Source organism: Sediminispirochaeta smaragdinae DSM 11293 (assembly GCF_000143985.1).
In the GTDB taxonomy this organism is placed as follows: Bacteria; Spirochaetota; Spirochaetia; order DSM-16054; family Sediminispirochaetaceae; genus Sediminispirochaeta; species Sediminispirochaeta smaragdinae.
The window spans coordinates 815,342-834,753 of the sequence record NC_014364.1 but is presented as its reverse complement, the minus strand read 5'-3'; the positions used below and the strand labels follow the sequence as shown (position 1 = coordinate 834,753).

Below are 19,412 nucleotides of genomic sequence, written 5' to 3'. Positions count from 1 at the left end.
CTCCCGAAAAGAGCCGCTGATGTATCAATGCATTTCCCCTCGCACTTCTCAATGGATGACTTTTAAGGTGTATCCTTTCCTTCTTAATAGTTTGTCCCTTTATAAAAGGCTACCCTTTCTCTGCCCCGCCGGTTAAACCAGCTATAATATATTTCTGGGCGAAAATTCCTAATAGAAACATTGGAATAACCGCAAGAATGGATATAGCAGAAAGACTGCCCCAGTTTACGCCATATTCTCCATAGGCAAGTTCAGCAATAGCAACAGGGAAAGTTTTTGTATGTATAGTTTTTGCAAATGTGAGTGGTATAAGGAAAGAATTCCAGATAGTTAAAAAAGTAATAATTAATGTACTTGAAATTGATGGTCCAGAAATTGGCAGTATAATTTTCCTCAAAATCGAAAAAGAAGAACAACCATCAATACGGGCAGCATCATATAAAGAAACAGGAATATCATCAAAAAAAGATTTTAGCAGCCATGCGGCCAGAGGATAGGCCATCGCACTTACCATTAAAATAATACCTGTCTTGGTGTCAAACAAGCCAATATTTTGAATAAAGAAATACATTGGAATGATAATTGCAATTTCTGGAATCATTCGTGCAATGATGATAAAAATCATGAGACTGCTTTTCCCTTTGTAGGAAAAAGCACTAGTAAAGCTGTAACCAGAAAGAATTGCAAAGCTCATGACAAGAGCAGTCGCTATCAAAGTGATCCAAATGCTATTGAGGAAATACATCCCGTACTGTGATTCCGAAAGAATTACTTTATAATTTCCCAGAGTGAATATTTTAGGAAAAAGTGTAGGTGGATATGCATATATCTCCATTTTTGTCTTAAAAGAAGTAAACACAATCCATAATACCGGTAGTACCGTATAAAATAATATAAGTATCGCTGCCAGGTAAATTCCAATTTTAGCAAGATATCGATATTTTCTTTTCATACAAAACATCCTGTGGGATAGCAAATCAATTCTTTTTTTTCAGTACAATCTGAATAAATTTCACACTCATAAGAAATGATACAAAAAAGATCATAGAGGTCGCTGCCGAACCCATTCCTATATTGAAACCAATCAAGCCCTTTTTATATGCATATGTGCCTAAGAGTTCGGTGCTTCCAGCTGGACCGCCACGCGTCATGATCCATACCGAGTCAAAAGTACGTAAAGCCATCATGGACCGCATCAAAAATGCAACACTAGCCGCAGGTACTAACATTGGCATAGTAATACTCCGCATTCTCCTTAGAACACCCGCTCCATCTATCTTTGCAGCCTCATATAATTGCTGTGGGATTCCCTGTAATCCTGCGTAGAGCACCAATGTAACAAAGGGAGTAAAACTCCAGATATCAACAAAAATCAATACTCCAAGAGAAAGCCCCGGTGTGCTTAACCATTCTATATTCTTTGTAATTAATCCTAACTTTAAAAGAAAATAATTTAGAACTCCAGACGAGCCGTTTAGGATCCAAGTCCAAACAAACGCTGTCACAACAGGGGGCATCATCCAGGGAAGCAACATGATACCACGAAGGATCTTTTTCCCTTTGAAATTTTGCTGCAACAATAGTGCAAACAAAAAACCAAGGGAAAATTCAAAAAGTAAGGCACAGAAAACAAATAGTAAAGTCTGTAGAAACGTTGCCCGAAATTTCTGATCCAGCAACAGATGTGCATAATTCTTTAAGCCAATAAAACATTTTGGAGCAGTAGAAGCAAGATTATATTTATAAAGGCTAAGTATTATTCCTTGTATAATTGGAATTGCAAGGACACATACAATCAGCAATATTCCAGGAAGTGCATACCAGTATGGGGTATGGTTTAATCTCTGTTGTTGTCCTGTCATTTTAGCTCCCTTTCGAGATACTTCAGTCGAAAAGCACCTACAAGTAGCACAGCATTGTAAAAGCGGGGAACTTTTGGCAAATCCATCCCCCGCAAATTTACTTTTTATGAAGGGTGCTCTGCTTTACATTATTGCAACAATTCGTTTATGTCCTTTACTGCAGAATCAAGAGCATCTCTGGCACTTATTTTGCCGACCATTGCTTGATCAATGTATTCACTTAGGATTTGCGAAGTTTCAGAACCTCTCATCATCATAACATGTTCCGAATTTGCTCTGGCAACAGAAAAAAGAAAATTTGAAAACGACAAGAAGTCTTTAGGAATATCATATAGCCTATCAGCCTCATCATATGCCGACTTTCTGAAAGGCCAATCATTCTTTTGACTAAATTCAAAGGCACCTGCTTCTGTCGAGATGAGATAAGTCGCCAAATCCCAAGCAAGATCCTTATGCTCTGACATCAGAGGGATTCCAAATCCCCAGGCATTTAAGACCGTACGCGAGGAACCTCCCACAGGATGGGGTACCTTCGAATATCCAACCTTACCTTCTACCGCAGATCCAGCCGTCATTCCATATAAATAAGGCCAATGAGTGACCATAGCGAATTTACCAGAAAGAAAGCCTTCATGAATTTCATTATTGTCATAAGTGATCACATCCGGAGGCATTACCTTATATTTGTTCCGTAGATCAATCATGAACTGTAAAGCTTCGACACCTTCTTCACTATTAAAAAGAGGCTTACCGTCTGCATCGACAATTTTTCCATTGTTTTGCAACAAGAAATCAAAGAACGTATAGGTATTGAAGACTTGGCCTGGAAAACAGATTGATGCGAATCCCCATTGGTCGATATTCCCATCACCATCAAGATCTTTTGTAAGCGCCCGTGCATAAGTAACCAATTCGTCCCAGGTCTCTGGAGGACGGTCGAATCCTGCAGCTTTCAAAAGATCGGTTCGATAAAAAAAACTTCTGGTATCTAATCCGTAAGGAAAAACATAGGGATGACCTTTGTAGTTGCTAACCCCCATCTCCAGCAAATCCCCGTGATCAATGATCTTTAAGTCATATTTGGGATCATAGCTACCATCCAATGGAGTAAGCATCGGATAGAGCTGATCAATATAAAAGTCCCAAAACATAATAAGATCAAATTTCGGATTTTGGGTTTTTGAAGATAGAACATATGTTGAAGCATACGTTTGTGTATTTTCTTCAATAATATTGACAGGGACATTCATTTGTTCTGACCAAGCTTTTACAGACTCAACAGCGGTTTTGTAATCACTTGTATTTACCACCATTCCAATTGTCAAAGATTCCCCTGTACTTCCTTCTGCAGTTTCACTTTGGCCGTTTGCAAAAAGTAACATTCCTGAAAGCAAAAAGATTACAGCAGTCATCGTTTGCAGAATTCGCTTTTTTATCATACAAACCTCCTATACTTTTGCCGAGCCACCTTTGGCTCTCCGTCTTTGACCTGCCAAAGATAATCTAGCGATACTTTCGACAGATACCCAATCTATTTAATTTCCGGATACACTTGACTAAGATATCTCTTTAGAACCTTCTGATCTTCCGGTGACATCGCTTCCGCAGGAAGCCGAGGGATTCCGACATCCTGGCCCAAGAGAGGAATGCCTTCCTTGAAAACGGTCAACCAGTGGGGAGACTGATTTTCGCCCACCCGTTCATACATAAAGTAGTAGGCAATCGGCAATATCCGTTTCCAGATCTTCTGAGCCTTTTCAAGATCCTTGTCTACGGTAACGGCATTGAACAGATCCACCGCTAAATCGGGAATAAGGTTGGGAAGTCCCGAAAGCCATCCGTCTCCTCCGACGACAAAGGCCTCCAGGGGAGAATAATCATGACCATACAGGGTGGAGACCGAATCACCGCACAGATATTTGATGTAGTTGACCCTCATAGGATCACCATGGGCCGCCTTTACCGCGTTCACAACCCCCTCATCGGCAAGGTCTTTGATCTGCTGGGGAGTAAGTTCGAATCCGGCAAACCAAGGATTGTTGTAGACCATGATCGGCATTCCCACCGCCTTTGAAATCGCCCGGAGGTAATTCAGAGCACTTGGGATAGTGGGCTTGTAATAGTATGGAAGTAAAACCATCAGCCCGTCTACGCCGATATCCATGTAGGCTTTTGCCAAATTGGTGGCCAGGCGGGTCGAATAGTGAACAACACCTGCGAATACAGGGACCCTTCCGGCGGACTGCTCAACGGTCGCCTTGGCGATCTTAATCCGCTCCTCATCCGACATTGCCGCAGCCTCGCCCGTACTTCCGCAGGGAGCAAGTCCATGCACGCCTTTCTGAATGAGCCATTCAGTGAAGGCCTTGTGCCCTTCAATATCCAGGCTACCGTCATCATTAAAAATCGATAGCATTGCGGGGATAATTCCATGTGGAATTTTCATTACCAGTCTCCTCTCACACAATATGTAAAATTTTCACGCGCACATCCGGTATGCAACATGTTGGATATAAGCATAATCCCGTTTTTCCCAGCTGTCAATCAACATTTTTCATGCAACATGTTGCATACTGCAAAAAAAACTGTTATATGTATGATATAATTCAAACCGGAGAACGCGATGAAGGAAAATCAGAACAAGATTGAATTAAAATCCCTCAATCAAGAGTGCTACGAACGAATAAAGCAGGAAATTCTCATGGGACACATGGACTGGGGCCAACGTATCGACATTATCCAGATCGCAGGTAATTACGGTATCAGCCGTTCGCCCGTCGTAAAAGCCGTCGACAGACTTTCTATGGAAGGATTTATCGATATCCTTCCCAACAAAGGCAGTTTTGTGGCCCGCCCATCCCTGCAGCGAATTAATGAGGTAACGGAAATACGACTCATGCTGGAAACCTACAGCCTCAAGTTGTCGATGGAAAAAGAACGAAAAAAACTTCTCCAGGACCTACAGGAAAATCAAAAGCTCGTTGCAGAGGAAAAAAACAAGTTCGAAGATTTTCTCCTGTACGACCGTAACTTCCACCTGATCATTGCCAGACACACCGGCAACAGCCGCCTTCTCGAGCTCTTTGAGAACACACGAAATCAGGTGGAATTCTTCAGAATTCACACCTTTATACCGGCACAGGTAAGCCTTGCGATACGACGTCACACTGAAATCATCGAAGCAATAACCGATAATAATCGAGAACGGGGAATTGAGAGGCTGGAGATCCATTTAAAAGAGGTCTACAATGATTCGATTAAGTCATTTCCTAGCGAAACGGTTCATACTTCCGGTTAGCGCACAATTCCTTTCCGGCAACAAATATGCGGATATAACCTACATTTCTCACTATAAATAAATTGATCGCTGGAATCCTCCTAATAACAAGGGAAAATAGAACGTTGCCCCCCAGCAGAACATGATTATGGCAGAATAAAATCTAAGCAACGCCTGTCGTCAAGAGAATGTTCGCGAAGGTCCGATCTTCTCCGGTACCAATGGCAAGCCTGAGACAAGGATCGCAGCAAGCCTGGTAAAAAGAGTAACGATCCAATCCATCCAAAGAAATTCCATTAAGGTGCGCCCCGAACTCTTCAAAAATAGCAGGAAGCTCTCCTTCTGGTTTCATTACTTCCGCCTTTTCAATGTTGATTTCCTGACAAAGGACCTCCAACATCTGAGGAACCGTTGGAAGCCCCCGACGCAGACCGAGATAGACCTTTTCCGAATTTCCCGTTTTGGACGATAACGGATAGTTCCCATCAGCAATCAATATTTTATCTCCATGGCCACAAAGGGAAAGCATGTGCATGATTCCCGGATGAATACAGACCCCGCTCAGCATACCGATCTCCTGACTTCCCGTTTCTCATGATCACGAAGTTCTCCCAAAGCACCACCGGGATGCCATATGATGTATTGCTCAGGTGTCACCTCCCGAATACTTTGCAAAATAATGCTCAAGCCCTGCAGGATGAAGATTTCAACGAGAACCGAAACCCTCGGAGCCCGATCGAGCGGTCCGCCTTCTTTCCCGACTCCCGCAAATAGATGTGCATCTCCTTCCTGTGCCAGCCACGACTTGGGGTTGCCTGTAACGGAAATAATCTTACACCCATTTTTCTTTATCGCACCAACGGTAGCTTTCAGCTCTGCCGTCTCACCACTATTGGAGATGCAGATAACCACATCTCCGGGAACCAACTGACCACAGGAACCATGTACCGCCTCTGTTCCATGAAGATAATAGGCAGGTGTTCCAGTGGAAGAAAACAGTGATGCCATATATTCTGCCACATGAGCTGGTTTGCCAATTCCCGTTATATGCACACGGTTACCTTTTTTTTCAGCATCAAGGATGATATCAACCGCATCATCGTATATTTCGCTTGTCACCAGTTCCTTATAGCGGCCAAGTTCCGTACTGGCAGTATCTACAAACCGGTGCAATGCTTCCCGCCACGTTTGTGCTTCCATCATGGTTCCTTCCTACCTTTTCAATATCTCTAAAAGTTGAAAATCAACTCGTTGCTCTCCCTCGCGTACCAGTAAATCAATGACTTCCGTCAAGTATGGTAATGAAGGCTGTGCTCCTGTTTTTGAAACTGCCAACGTTGCGGCATAGCTTGCAAATACCAGGGCTTGTTCATGATCCATGCCCGCGCAAACTCCCGTCACAAACGATCCGACAAACGAATCACCAGCTGCCGTCGGGTCCTTGACTTCCACTACATCGATACAGGGCTGCAAGAAAAATTCATCTCTGTTTACCAGGGCTGCCCCCCCGCTTCCCAGGGTGACAAGCACATTTTCCACGCCCTTCTTCAGCAGTACTTCTGCCATAGAATAGATATCATCTTTATTTGCCTCGCCATCGTTTTTCCTGATGGCTACTCCGGTAATGGCTTCCGCCTCATGCTCGTTGGGACAAATGTATGCAAGGCAACCAAGCAACTCGTCCGACAGGGGCGCCGACGGTGCAGAATTGAGCATCACGGGAACCCCCTTTTCGGCAGCATATCGGGCAATCTGTTCATTAATCGCCATCGGAATTTCCAATTGGAGCATTACCATGTCATATCGCTCCAAGATCCTTTCAATAAAAGCGATCTCTTCCACCCGGATTGTCATATTGGCACCCGGCACCACGATAATTCTATTTTTTGCCCCCCCACCTCTCGATTCTTCGAGTATCACGTCTCCCACTGCAGAGGAGACAAGATCATCAACAGCTACAGATTCGACATCAATTCCAGAACTTTTACACGAGGCAATCAAGGTCTTGCCGAATTCATCATTGCCAACCTTACCCGACATTTTTACTTCGGCACCTAAACGGGAGGCCTGTACGGCCTGATTTGCTCCCTTACCTCCCGCAGCTGTCCGGAAAGATTTCCCCAAAACAGTCTCCCCAGAGCAGGGGAAAAATTCTGTGGTAACAATAAGGTCCATCACAAAGCTTCCAACTACCAATATCCGGGGCCGCCTCAGATTCGCTTCCTTTCTCCCGGACTGTATGAGAGTCCTTTTCAGCGTCATATAAATTCCTACTTTGGCCGCCGAGCCCTTGGTCCGGAAATGATTTCCGTCAAACTGTTAAAAAACATCTGTATGTCATTTCTATCAACATACCCCATATGCCCAATGCGAAAGGTTTTTGATGCTATTTTCCCCAGCCCGGGTCCCGATACTATGGAATACTTCTTATAAAGCTCGTTTCTTATCATTTCAGGATCGCAGGCTTCGGGAACAACCAAAGCCGTAACCGTCGGCGAGGCATATGGTAGTCTACCCAAGGGAGTGACCCCTGTAGATTGCGATAGCTCAAAAATCATTTCCTGCAATGCTTTATTATGCCCAAAACAGTTTTTCATTCCTTCGTTGAAAATAATTTCCAGGGATTTCCTTAATGCAAAAAATATGCTGACAGCCGGCGTGGTAAGCGTCATGTGCCGGTTTGCTTCTTTTCGTATACGTTTTATATCGAAATAATAATCAAGGCATGTAACAGTTTCAGCAGCAGCCCATGCACGATCACTGAGTGACATTATGCACAATCCAGGAGGAGCCATCAGTGCTTTCTGGGAAGAAGATACGACAACATCCACTCCCCATTCGTCTAATCTAAATTCTGTTCCACCCAATGAGCTTACTGCATCAACAAATATCAATATTTCCTTATTCACTTTCCTTATTTCTGTCACAATGGTTTTTATGTCTGAAAGGACTCCTGTCGATGTCTCATTCTGTATTAGCAATAGTGCTTTTGCATCTTTGTGCTCTTTTACTGATGCAGCAATAACAAAAGGATCTACAGGCTGTCCCCATGGAAAAGGGACATCAACAACATTCATGCCGTTTGAAGCGGCAAGACGAGAAAAAAGATCAGCAAAATGCCCATTCGAGGCAACTACGATTTTTTCTCCCATGGACAAACAGCCTTTCACGGCGGCCTGAAGTCCCCCTGTTCCTGATGAAGGAATCAGTAATATCTGATTCTTTGTGTGCATGAGTTCTTTCAAATATTCTTCAATCTCTTTGTACAAATCCTGGAATGATTGAGTGCGGTGACTGATCATTGGAGATATCATTGCCTTCAATACTTCTGGATGCAATGGCGTCGGTCCGGGAGCCAGTAATAATTCTTTTCGGTAAAAAGTTTTCATGGAAACCTCTTCATCCAATATATTTCTTCACTTTGGCTTCACTCCAGTTTGATAACATCTGGAATAAAAAGCACAGAACATAGTAGAAGACAGCTACATAGAAAAAGACAAGAAACGGCGAATTTGTCAGCATGGTGATCTGCCGACCTATACGAGTTAATTCACTGATACCGATTACCGAAATAATCGAAGTATCTTTTACTAATAAGATTGTTTGTCCAACAATTGAGGGCGCGACTTCCATAATAGTCTGAGGAATTATTACAAGGCTGTACTGCTGAAATATATTCAGTCCAATTGATGCACTGGCTTCAATTTGTTCTCTGCGTATCGTATTCAGACCACCCCTCATTATCTCGGTCATATAAGATCCGTGATTAATGGCCAACGCAACTACTGCTGTTGTAAGCGGAGGGATATTAACCCCCAAATAGGGAAACCCATAGTACGCAACATAGACAAATATAAGAAAAGGGATATTTCTGAAAAGATAAACATAAATTTTAGCAATGACACGCAATACAGATATCTTGGAATTTCCCAGGACTCCCCCGATAATGCCGAGAATCAAGGAGAAAAATAACGGTACTACTGAAAGTAAGAAAGTATTCGGGAACCCATGGAGTAGCAGTGGTTTTAGAATTTGTAGCGATGTTGATAAAAAATCATTCATTATTCAGAACCACCTTATCGTGCATAGTTTATCTTTCTTTCAAATAAATCGATGGCAATGTTTAACAGCATATTTACGATCAGATATATGATACCTGCAAATAAAAAGGCTTGAAGAAACATATAGGTTTTGTTTCCAACCTCTGTCGCCGCTTTTGTAATTTCGGTAATTGCCAATAACGACAAAAGGCATGTATCTTTGATGAGCTGTACCATCTGTCCGCCGACGGCAGGAACTATTTGCAGAGCCGCTTGAGGAATCAATATTAGCCTAAAACGCTGGTGCACACTCAGACCAATTGACTCGGCAGCTTCTATCTGCCCCCTTGGAATTGCCTGAAACCCGGCCTTTACCATCTCTGCAATATAGGCTCCACTATTAAAGGACAACCCAATTACACCGGTTTGAAATGCCGATAACACTATTCCCAAACGGGGAAGACCAAAGAAAACAAAATAGAGTTGTACAAGAAGCGGTGTATTCCTAATTGCTGAAACATATATTTTCGCAATTGTGCCAAGAATACCTTTATGAGAATACCTTATTATTCCGACGACAAGACCAATAATCAAAGCAAATAACAAGCTGATAATCGAGGCAGACAAGGCCGTCTCCAAACCTTCCAGGTAGAACCGAAAGTTTCGAGTTACAAACCTGATTAACATTGAATCCATAAAATTCTCCCCAAACCGGACAAACATAAAGTCGATTTCGATTTACTCATGAATAACATGACGAAAAAAGTTTTCTGTCCTCTTTTCTTTTGGAGAATTTATAATCTCAAGGGGTGTTCCCTGTTCAATTATTTTCCCATCAGAAAAAAAGATTATTCTGTCAGCGACCTCTTTGGCAAAACCAATTTCATGAGTGACAATGATCATGGTCATACCACTTTGTGCCAACTGACGCATAACATCTAAGACCTCTTTTATCATTTCCGGATCGAGTGCCGAGGTTGGTTCATCGAAAAGAATAAGTTTAGGTTTCATGGCAAGTGACCTGCAAATAGCTACCCTCTGCTGTTGCCCCCCTGATAATTCTCTTGGATAATTCTTTGCTTTGTCATGCACGCCTACGCGTTCAAGCAGAACCATTGCCTCATCAATAGCTTCTTTCCTATTCATCTTTAGGACATGGACAAGTCCAAGGATTACATTGTCCAGAATTGTAAGATGGTGAAATAAATTGTAGCTCTGAAAAACCATGCCGATTTCTTTTCTCAGTTCCGTTCTCTTTATTTCATAGATACTCTTATCACAAAATAAGATATCGCCATGGTCTATGTGATCTTCAATGCGATTTATACACCGAAGAAAGGTACTTTTTCCTGAACCACTAGGTCCGCATATGACAACAACCTCACCATCTTCAACTGTTAAACTTACATTATCAACTGCTTTTACCTTCTCATCTCCATATCCAGCATGAGAAAAATATTTCTTTACATCGTCCGCCTGAATTACATTCATTTGTTAGCTCCCATGTATCTGAAATCACCAAAGAGAAGTAATACACTTGCTTAAAACTAATTAAGCAAGTGTATTGTAGCGACCAAGTTACTGCATACTGACACGATAGGTGTCGCCTATTTCCTTCTCATAATCACTTATGCCAATAAATTTGACTAAATTTTTCCGTGTTTCAGAGAGCTGCATCCCAGGCTGAACATAATCAACACGCCATTGATCTCCCTTTGTCCAGTACTCTTCCAACTTTTCAAGCTGTCCATTTTCTTTTACTTTTTTGATAAAAAAATTGAGATAGTGCCACATAAACTCATCCCCCGGTCTAACCGCATATGCCCACGTATCGGTTTTCACCAGTTCTCTGGGAGTTGTTAGTAATGTAAGTTTTCCGGAATAATTTAGTGCTACGGTATTCTTAAAAATATTATCATTCATCCCCGCATCAATTCTTCCGGTAACCAAAGCCTCCCATACATCAGTATCAATCTGAAATGTTTGTATCTCGGCCTCGGGAAAATAATCGGCAGCCACTTCAGCGGAAACAGTACCGGCAACTGCTCCAATACGTCGGCCTGAATCATTCAAATCCTGCCAGTTGTTGATTGCATTCCCTTCTTTCGTCCAGATGCTCACCCCCGTTATGTACCAATCTTCACTAGTAAATAATACCTGCTGAGCTCTTGCAAATGTTGTTGACATGGTAGTTGCCAGGAAATCACTTTTATCTGTTAACAATGAAGGTATCAGTCCTTCCCAGCTTGTGTCGGTCATGACAAGATCTACATCAAGATTGGCAGCTATCATTTTTGCCAAATCAATTGCCATTCCTGCTGGTTCATTGTTTTTGTCCTTAAATTGATAGCGCTCGGCGGCCAGATTAAAGGTGATATTAATTTGTCCTCGATCCAGAATAGTCGCTATGGTATTTCGTTCTACTAGTGGTTGTCCTGCTGACTTTTGTTCCTGTTGGCCGCCTCCAGAACATCCTCCAAGGAAAAGAACCATTGCACCCAAGCAAAGAAATTTGCACTTACAAAACACACTCCCTGTACCCATTCTTACCCTCCTTATGACAAAAAATTAAGACTTATTTACATTCCTTGATAATCTCCAGCCAGTCATGAATTAGCTTAATAGCTCTGCTTCGGCCATTATATGCCTCATCTGATCAATTTCTGCTTCCTGAGGCATAAGATTAGGCATCCTAGCTATTCCAAGATCTCTCCCTTGAAGCCTTAATAGCGTTTTTACTCTTCCGGGAAATGGTTGCTTTTGGTAACACTGAACAACAGGAAGCAGACGCCTCTGTATTTCAGAAGCTGTTTTCTGATCTCCCTGTAAAAAGGCATTCCACTGCTTCACACAAAGTTTGGGAGCAATGGTTGCCAAGGCGGAAATTGCACCATCCGAACCAGCCACATAAGTAGAATAAAGCATGAAATCACAAGCGCTATACGTATATGCAGTACATCTGTCATCATAAAGTGCAACAGTTTCCGCATGGATAACAGGATTTACCTGTTTGATCCCTACAATACCTTCAATGTTCAACAGTCTGATAAACATTTCGGGTTGTATTACATTTGCAGGAACAACATTATACACAATGATTGGTATATTAATTGCTTTCGCAATTTCCGCATAAAATTCGTAATTAGATTCGGGGCTTGCCCCATAATAAAAAGGTGGTGTGATCAGCAACGCATCAACAGCAAGTCCTTTCAATTTTGTTGCAATCGCAATTACTTCGCGAGTTGAGTTACGAATTATCCCTGCGATGATTGGAAGTGTTTTATTCTTTTCTTCCTGTACAACCTCAACGCATCGAACGATTTCATCTTCTGTCAATAAAGAACCTTCTCCGGTACTTCCTCCTGTACTGATACCATGGACACCACATCTATTAAGAAATCTCATTTCCAGTCGTAATAATCTTTCATCCAGTGAACCATGATTATCAAATGGGACGGCTATGGGAGGGATGATTCCCCTTGGCAACTCATTCATATTTCCGACCTCTTATGCAAGAAGACCCTGCTTTACTAATAGAGCCTTTATGGTTGCAATTTCTTCCGGAGTACCGGGAGACAACGGCCGTCTCGGGTATCCCCCATCGATTCCGTACAGTTTCATGGTGTCCTTCAGGAGCGCAACGGGATTTGTTCGATTATTCTGCCCCATGATGCGGAAAACAGGAAGCAGCTGCTGTTGCTGCAAAGCAGCTGCCTCTATATCGCCCGAAAGAAAGGTATTAATCATGGTACGTATCTTGTCACCAAATATATGGGATTGGCCGCTAATAACTCCGCCGATACGTTTATCACCGCCCTGGGTATATGCTTCAAGTATCATGGTATCATCGCCGTTATAGATGATAAAATCTGAAGGAGTTGCATTGATGAATTCAGTCATCTGTTTTGCATTCAACTCCGCCTCTTCCTTAATAGCAACAATATTCTTGTATTCTGATAGCTTTCCTACAGTCTCGGGTTTAACATTAACTCCTGTGAAGATTGGAATGTTGTAGATCATCACATTGACATCTACTGCCTCGGATAAGGCTTTATAGTGCTCGTACAGTTCTTTCTGGTTTGGCTTGGTATAATATGGAGCAACGGCCATGATAGTCTCGAACCCCAGCTTTTCAGCCGCTTTGGCCAGTTCTATTGTCTCCTTGGTAGAAGCAGCACCAACACCTGCGATCATAGGAATCTTTGCAGCAAATTTTTCTCGAAAAATGCGAAAGAGTTCGACTCGTTCACTGAAAACCATCGTATGGAATTCACCCGTCGTCCCGCTAAGGACAAGTGTATCCCCCTTTTTTGTATCAATAAGGAATTGTGCCAGTTTAACAGCCTTCTCGTAATCAACTTCTTGATTCTCTTTGAAGGGGGTGACCATGGGAATCAGAATCTTTCCATAGTCCTTCTTGTTGAATTTTTTCACAGATGCCTCCGTTTTGTCTGATATCAAATTATATGACATCAGACAATTTTTCTTAAAATTATAGCGACTATTGTTCGCCGCCATTTATCAGATTCATCATATCTTCCAACGAACAGGCAATATGAGACTGCATAGCTTTTACAGCCGCTTGCTCTTCCTTCCGAATAATATGGGTCAAGATTTCCTCATGCGGCGCCAATGCATGTACGATATTTTCTGAAACCGCAAAAGACCTTTTTCGATATTCAATCAGCGACTCTGAAACAAGAAACCCCATGCGCACTAAATACGGGTTATTCGTAGCTTCCATGATTGCAGCATGGAAAGCATCATCAAGTCTGGCAAGTTCAATATTATTGCCTTTATCGATAGAATCCTTGAATGACTCGTGAATTGCACGAATTTTTGCAATTTGTTCGGGCTTGCCCTTCTTGATTGCCAAAGTTATTGCCATGGTCTCAATTGCCAATCGAACATCCATAAGATCTTCAACTTGAGTCTTGTTTTCAGAAAACCAGTCATGAACCATCTTGTTGGTATAGTTGCTATTATCCAGCACAAATGCGCCTCTTCCGGGCCGTATCTCAACCAACCCCAAGGTTTGAAGAATCCTCAAGGATTCTCTGACGGTTGAGCGGCCAACACCCAAGGTATTCCTCAACGCCTCTTCCGTAGGAAGCTTATCCCCGGCTTGATATTCACCAGATTTGACGAGTGTGCTTAGTTCTTCCACTACTTTATCAGTAATGGAAATCTTATCAATCTTTCGCATTTTCACACCTATTTATTTTGTCTGACAACAGACTATCATGCAATTTTATGTAAGTCAAGTTTTTTTGCGGCATGAAACCCGATGGAATTATTTTGCTGTTATAGCGCAAAATCCTGTAGAGCATTCCGCATTGAATATCAGATAAGGTCTTGAATGGTAGCCGGTCAATTGATTATACATCATACTTGCCATACCTATTTTATATAAAATCTAAGGACTAAAAACAGTATGGGGCGGAGCCATGGGGTCGGTGGACTCTGTCATACAGTCCTCCAGCCTGGATATTGCTGAATTCTACATTCAGCAAAAGGTCGAGGGAGTATTTCTCGCCCCATTTGAATTAATGCAAAACGGACGCGACCTTACCCGAGCCATAGTAGAGCACCTAAAGGCCCAGAACATTCAAGTTGTCTTAATTGATTCGGCATATGAGCTATTTCCCAAATCGAGCGGTATAGACCTGGTCAGTATCGACAACTTCAGAGCCGGCTACACACTGTCGATGCATTATTTGGAAAAGCAAGAAAAACGTGTCGATTTTATCATGCCCCGCTTCCCCGGAGAGACCGTAAAGCTGAGGCACAGAGGATTCTATTCGGCACTAATCTACCATGGCATTCAGCCAAGTCCGGAATGGTCCCATGTCTACGAAGAGTCAGATAATCTCGGCAGAAGGCTCAAAAAAAACGGAGTACGAAACATCATCTGCAGTAATGACTGGATAGCCTTGAAGCTTATGAAACAACTTCAGCACCAGGGATTTCAGATTCCTGAAGATTTCAGGATCGCCGGCTTTGATAACTCGATGTTCGCTCAGACCTGCACGCCAGGACTGACATCCATAGATCAGCCGTGTGATATTCTGGCCCGTACCGCTGTAGAAATCATGATCAAGCGCCTCAGCGATCCTGATTCCGTTCCAATTCAATATTATTCTGATTTCACCCTGTACATCAGGGATTCGACAAGCTGATTCTACATCTTCAACATCCGCCGCAGCACTCCCAGTCCCTTGTTATAGGGAGGATATCGCAGGGGCACATCGATGAGGTTGCTCTTCTCCAGCACACTTTTACTGTGGGAAAAGGTGCGGAAACTTGCCTCACCATGATATCCGCCCATACCACTCTCCCCTACTCCCCCAAAAGGCAGGTAGGAGGTGGCAAGATGGACAATCGTGTCGTTTATACAGCCGCCGCCGAAGGAACAGCGTCCTGTGACAAGCTTCTTAACCCTCTGTGAACCGGTAAAAAGATAGAGCGCAAGCGGTTTGGGCCGTTCGCTGATCCTGGCAAGGACATCTTCCAGACGATCGTAGACCAAGATCGGTATAATGGGACCGAAAATCTCCTCCTGCATCACCGGATCATCCCAAGCCACATCATCCAGAATCGTCGGAGCAATCTGTCTGGTCGACTCATTCACTCCGCCTCCGAAGACAATCGTCCCGCTTTCCATCAAGCCCCGCAACCGGGCAAAGTGCTTCTCATTGATGATCTTCGGATAGTCGGGATTCTGCTCCGGCTCTCTGCCAAAGAAATCTACGATCGAACGCCGAAGCTCCTCAAGCAGCGCCTCTTTCACCGTGCGATGCACCAGGATATAATCAGGCGCCACACAGGTCTGGCCCGCATTCAAAAGCTTTCCCCAGACAATCCGCTTCGCCGCCAGGGCGATCTTCGCACTCTCATCCACGATGCAGGGGCTTTTTCCGCCAAGCTCAAGGGTAACAGGCGTCAGATGTTCGGCCGCAGATCGCATCACCGTCCGGCCCACTGCCACGCTGCCGGTAAAAAAGATATAATCAAAACGCTGCTCAAGAAGTGACTGGTTCACCTCCCGTCCCCCCTCGACCACCGAAACAAGCCCCTCATCAAGGCTCTCCGCAATAATCTTCTTGATCACCGCCGAGGTACGAGGCGAATAGTTTGAAGGCTTCACCACCGCCGCATTTCCCGCAGCAATGGCCCCGGCAAGGGGTGCAAGGGTAAGCTGAAAGGGATAGTTCCAGGGAGACATGATCAGAACCAGGCCATAGGGCTCCTGATACACCACACTCTTGGAAGGGAAATGTACAATCGAACTCTTCACGCGCCTCGGCCTCGACCAACGCTCGAGGTTCCGCACCATAAAGCCGATCTCATCCAGAACAATACCGACTTCGGTTTCATACGCCTCATAGGCGGACTTATTCAAATCCTCCCGCAAGGCCTCAAACACCGCGGACTCATGTGCCTCAATCGCCCTGCCTAGGCGCAGGAGTTGCCTTCGCCTAAAGGCCGGATCCTTCGTAACACCGCTTTCAAAAAAACGCCGCTGATCGGCAAGCACTCCACTCATATCACCCATGGCTACGCTCCTTATATCCTTAACCATACGACGGGCCACACGGCTCGTACAAGCGCTTTTCCCTTTTTTCTTCTGGGCGTTGCCCGTGCACCTGAGTGCACGGGCCAGTCGACTCCGGGGTACGCTTCGCTCCCGTCCTCGGCTCCCCGCCTCGGACCGCCGACGCCCTCCGTCTCCTTAACGCGGGATAGTGTTCCGAATCCTGGTGGTAAAAAAGAAGCACTTGTCCTTTGTTCGATGTATACCATACTATCACCTATGGGTATACGAAAAATAGCACAGATTGCGGGAGTTTCCGTATCGACAGTCTCCCGTGTTCTCAACGGAACAAAGCCGGTAAGCGACGATCTGAGAGAAAGAGTAGAACAGGCAATCCAGGATGTCGGCTATGTCCCCGACTATGTTGCTCGAAGCATGGTGCTGAAAAAAAGCTTCACCGTTGGGGTCATCATGCCGAATACCTCAGAATTATATCACCAGGCAATATTCTACAGCATAGAGAAGGTCCTTGATCAGTATGGCTACAAGGCCTTGCTGTGTCTGGTCAAAGACCCGGATGACGCACAGCATCAAAACAACGAATCAGGCTATCTGGAAGTATTGGTGAAAAGCAGAACCGATGGGATCATCATGATGCATGAATCATCACGCCCGGAAATCTATTCGCGTCTTCACGACAATACTATTCCGATGGTGCAATGCAATATCGATATTCGCAACATTGGCTATCCTCAGGTCAGAATCGACGACTTTGCGGCGGCCTATGACGGAACCTCCTATCTGCTCGGACTCGGCCACACGAACATCGGTGTCATCAGTACCGTGAGCTATTCGATGGCCGAAAAGCGGATCGGAGGATATCGCAAGGCACTTGCCGACCACGGTATCCAGTTCGACAAGCATCGTATTATCTACAGCGAAGATGGACCAGCATATACGAGGGTCTCCTTTGGCGCAGGGAAGGCAGCGATGCGTCAGTTGCTGGATACGACGAAGGGAGTCACGGCGGTTTTTGTGATGAGCGATGAAATGGCGGTAGGCGCTTTCCAAGCCGTACGTGAAGCAGGCTTATCAATACCCCATGACATATCGATCCTCGGATTCGACGGAATAGAACTCGGAGCATTTACCAACCCGCAACTCACAAGTATCGAACAGCCGATCGGGCAACTCGGCACCATTGCAGCAAAAAAACTTATGGCAATGATATCGGGCAATACAATCGAACAGGATGAAATCCTCAGGTATCAGTTACGGGTCCGTTCCTCATGTAGAAACATCTCCTAAACCAAATCTATGCCGATAAAAGATGCCAAAAAAACGTCAGCAGGAAAAAACTTGACAGGAAAACGTTTTCCCAATACCCTGATACCATAACTTTTGAGGAGGCATTATGAAAAAGATCGGAATGGTATGCTTAGCATGCCTATTGACCGCTTCTGCGGTATGGGGCGCAGGCAGCCAAGAAGCACAATCGGAAAAAACACAACTTATCTTATGGGACCAGTACTACCGGGGGGTCGAAAGTACGATTATGGATGGCCTCGTGCAGGAATTTGAGGCCGAGAATCCCGATATTGATATTGTCAGGGAAACAAAGACCCTCGACGATTTGAAACTGGTGTTAAAGATGTCCGTCGAATCGGGAACGGGCCCCGACATCATGCAGCTCAATCAGGGCGAGGCCGACATGGGTGCATTCGTAAAAGCCGGTCTCATCGTGAACATGAACGATACGGCTGCAAAAGAGCATTGGGAGGAGGTCTTCTCCGAGGCTACGCTGAAAGCCATGGGATATCAGGGCGACTATTACGGTATCGCAACGACCGCAGAGGTCGTCGGGTTTTTCTACAATAAAGAGTTGTTCAAGCAGCTTGGTTTCTCTATTCCCACAAGCTTCAAAGAGCTCGAAGATATCCTTGCCGCGACAAAAAAAGCGGGCTATACGCCGATTAATTTTGGAAACCTTGACGGATGGACCGGTATTCATGAATTCAGCGCGCTGCAGCATGTATTTACGACAAGAAATGAGCTTGATGACATGATGAGCGGGAAGACCGGGAACTACTGGACGGCCGATGCAAACCGCAAGGCCGCAACGAAACTACAGGAGTGGGTTAAAGCAGGCTACTTTACAAAAGATTTTTCAGGAATCGGCTATGACGACTCTGCAAATATGTTTTTCATGGGCGATTCCCTGTTTATGCTGACTGGCAACTGGTTAATGGGGGAGATGCTCGAGAATGCCCCCTTCGAGGTCGGCTTCTTCCTTTTTCCTGCCGATGATGCGGCCCATCTGAAAGCCATTGGCGGCCCCGGCATTCCCTTTGTTATCTCAAGCAAGTCGGAACACCCTGAAGAGGCTGCAAAATTCCTCAACTTCCTGGCCTCCAAGCAGACGGCGAAGGCCTGGGCCGACCAAATGATGTTGCCCGCACAGACCGTATCGGCATCGGATTACCAGGACTCGCCACAGCTATATCAGGATATCTTACGAGCCTACAACGATATAAACAAAATCAACGGTATGGGCTATTACATTGACTGGATCACGCCTACCTTTTATGACACATGTTCAGCTGCCGTACAACAGCTGACCGCTCTTGAAATAACCCCGCAGGAGTTTGTGGAAAAATTGCAGGCCGATTACAACAGTTACTATCCGGCAAAATAACAAT

The 19,412-nt window shown here is 44.3% G+C and carries 20 protein-coding genes; 4 read left to right on the top strand and 16 right to left on the bottom strand.

The window, feature by feature from the left end; genetic code table 11:
* Positions 1-109: 109 nt before the first annotated feature.
* The 4 genes from SPIRS_RS04070 to SPIRS_RS04055 form a co-directional block, all read right to left on the bottom strand.
* The gene (locus tag SPIRS_RS04070) at positions 110-952 is read right to left on the bottom strand and encodes a carbohydrate ABC transporter permease (RefSeq protein WP_013253405.1); all 843 of its coding nucleotides are present in this window, start codon (positions 950-952) and stop codon (positions 110-112) included.
* A gap of 25 nt (positions 953-977) precedes the next feature.
* A complete protein-coding gene (locus SPIRS_RS04065; RefSeq protein WP_013253404.1) occupies positions 978-1,862 on the bottom strand; it encodes a carbohydrate ABC transporter permease in 885 nt (294 codons plus the stop codon).
* Positions 1,863-1,990: 128 nt separating this feature from the next.
* Positions 1,991-3,301: an ABC transporter substrate-binding protein gene (locus tag SPIRS_RS04060; protein WP_013253403.1), complete on the bottom strand. Its 1,311-nt coding sequence runs from the start codon at positions 3,299-3,301 to the stop codon at positions 1,991-1,993.
* A 92-nt stretch (positions 3,302-3,393) separates the two neighbouring features.
* Complete coding sequence (locus SPIRS_RS04055; protein ID WP_013253402.1) at positions 3,394-4,308, bottom strand: dihydrodipicolinate synthase family protein; 915 nt, start codon at positions 4,306-4,308, stop codon at positions 3,394-3,396.
* A gap of 177 nt (positions 4,309-4,485) precedes the next feature.
* Here SPIRS_RS04055 and SPIRS_RS04050 point away from each other — a divergent pair, with 177 nt between their 5' ends.
* Positions 4,486-5,160 (top strand): GntR family transcriptional regulator, encoded by a 675-nt coding sequence (locus tag SPIRS_RS04050; RefSeq protein ID WP_013253401.1) that lies wholly within the window; start codon positions 4,486-4,488, stop codon positions 5,158-5,160.
* A gap of 142 nt (positions 5,161-5,302) precedes the next feature.
* Here SPIRS_RS04050 and SPIRS_RS04045 read toward each other — a convergent pair whose 3' ends face one another.
* From SPIRS_RS04045 to SPIRS_RS03995, 11 genes are all read right to left on the bottom strand, one after another.
* The gene (locus SPIRS_RS04045; protein WP_013253400.1) at positions 5,303-5,707 is read right to left on the bottom strand and encodes an RbsD/FucU domain-containing protein; all 405 of its coding nucleotides are present in this window, start codon (positions 5,705-5,707) and stop codon (positions 5,303-5,305) included.
* A complete protein-coding gene (locus tag SPIRS_RS04040; protein ID WP_013253399.1) occupies positions 5,701-6,342 on the bottom strand; it encodes a KpsF/GutQ family sugar-phosphate isomerase in 642 nt (213 codons plus the stop codon). The genes SPIRS_RS04045 and SPIRS_RS04040 overlap by 7 nt, the downstream gene beginning before the upstream one ends.
* A 9-nt stretch (positions 6,343-6,351) precedes the next feature.
* Positions 6,352-7,401, bottom strand: coding sequence for a ribokinase (locus SPIRS_RS04035; protein ID WP_013253398.1), 1,050 nt, complete (start codon positions 7,399-7,401; stop codon positions 6,352-6,354).
* Between the two features lie 8 nt (positions 7,402-7,409).
* Complete coding sequence (locus SPIRS_RS04030; RefSeq protein ID WP_013253397.1) at positions 7,410-8,528, bottom strand: pyridoxal-phosphate-dependent aminotransferase family protein; 1,119 nt, start codon at positions 8,526-8,528, stop codon at positions 7,410-7,412.
* Between the two features lie 10 nt (positions 8,529-8,538).
* A complete protein-coding gene (locus tag SPIRS_RS04025; protein ID WP_013253396.1) occupies positions 8,539-9,201 on the bottom strand; it encodes an amino acid ABC transporter permease in 663 nt (220 codons plus the stop codon).
* Between the two features lie 14 nt (positions 9,202-9,215).
* A complete protein-coding gene (locus SPIRS_RS04020) occupies positions 9,216-9,875 on the bottom strand; it encodes an amino acid ABC transporter permease (RefSeq protein ID WP_013253395.1) in 660 nt (219 codons plus the stop codon).
* Between the two features lie 42 nt (positions 9,876-9,917).
* On the bottom strand, positions 9,918-10,670 hold the full coding sequence (locus SPIRS_RS04015; protein ID WP_013253394.1) for an amino acid ABC transporter ATP-binding protein: 753 nt from the start codon (positions 10,668-10,670) through the stop codon (positions 9,918-9,920).
* Between the two features lie 87 nt (positions 10,671-10,757).
* Positions 10,758-11,723 carry an ABC transporter substrate-binding protein gene (locus SPIRS_RS04010; protein WP_013253393.1) on the bottom strand — a complete coding sequence of 322 codons (966 nt, stop codon included), beginning with the start codon at positions 11,721-11,723 and terminating at the stop codon, positions 10,758-10,760.
* A 69-nt stretch (positions 11,724-11,792) separates the two neighbouring features.
* A complete protein-coding gene (locus SPIRS_RS04005) occupies positions 11,793-12,674 on the bottom strand; it encodes a dihydrodipicolinate synthase family protein (protein WP_013253392.1) in 882 nt (293 codons plus the stop codon).
* A 12-nt stretch (positions 12,675-12,686) separates the two neighbouring features.
* Positions 12,687-13,613 carry a 4-hydroxy-tetrahydrodipicolinate synthase gene (dapA, locus tag SPIRS_RS04000; RefSeq protein WP_013253391.1) on the bottom strand — a complete coding sequence of 309 codons (927 nt, stop codon included), beginning with the start codon at positions 13,611-13,613 and terminating at the stop codon, positions 12,687-12,689.
* Positions 13,614-13,680: 67 nt separating this feature from the next.
* A complete protein-coding gene (locus tag SPIRS_RS03995) occupies positions 13,681-14,385 on the bottom strand; it encodes a FadR/GntR family transcriptional regulator (protein ID WP_013253390.1) in 705 nt (234 codons plus the stop codon).
* Positions 14,386-14,635: 250 nt separating this feature from the next.
* Between SPIRS_RS03995 and SPIRS_RS03990 the strand changes: the two genes are divergently transcribed.
* Positions 14,636-15,358, top strand: coding sequence for a LacI family DNA-binding transcriptional regulator (locus SPIRS_RS03990; RefSeq protein ID WP_171814754.1), 723 nt, complete (start codon positions 14,636-14,638; stop codon positions 15,356-15,358).
* 2 nt (positions 15,359-15,360) lie between these two features.
* Here the strand turns inward: SPIRS_RS03990 and SPIRS_RS03985 are convergent, their stop codons facing one another.
* Complete coding sequence (locus SPIRS_RS03985; protein ID WP_013253388.1) at positions 15,361-16,734, bottom strand: aldehyde dehydrogenase; 1,374 nt, start codon at positions 16,732-16,734, stop codon at positions 15,361-15,363.
* A gap of 258 nt (positions 16,735-16,992) precedes the next feature.
* Here SPIRS_RS03985 and SPIRS_RS03980 point away from each other — a divergent pair, with 258 nt between their 5' ends.
* Positions 16,993-18,021 (top strand): LacI family DNA-binding transcriptional regulator, encoded by a 1,029-nt coding sequence (locus tag SPIRS_RS03980; RefSeq protein ID WP_013253387.1) that lies wholly within the window; start codon positions 16,993-16,995, stop codon positions 18,019-18,021.
* Between the two features lie 106 nt (positions 18,022-18,127).
* Positions 18,128-19,408 carry an extracellular solute-binding protein gene (locus SPIRS_RS03975; RefSeq protein WP_013253386.1) on the top strand — a complete coding sequence of 427 codons (1,281 nt, stop codon included), beginning with the start codon at positions 18,128-18,130 and terminating at the stop codon, positions 19,406-19,408.
* The last annotated feature ends 4 nt before the right edge of the window (positions 19,409-19,412 follow it).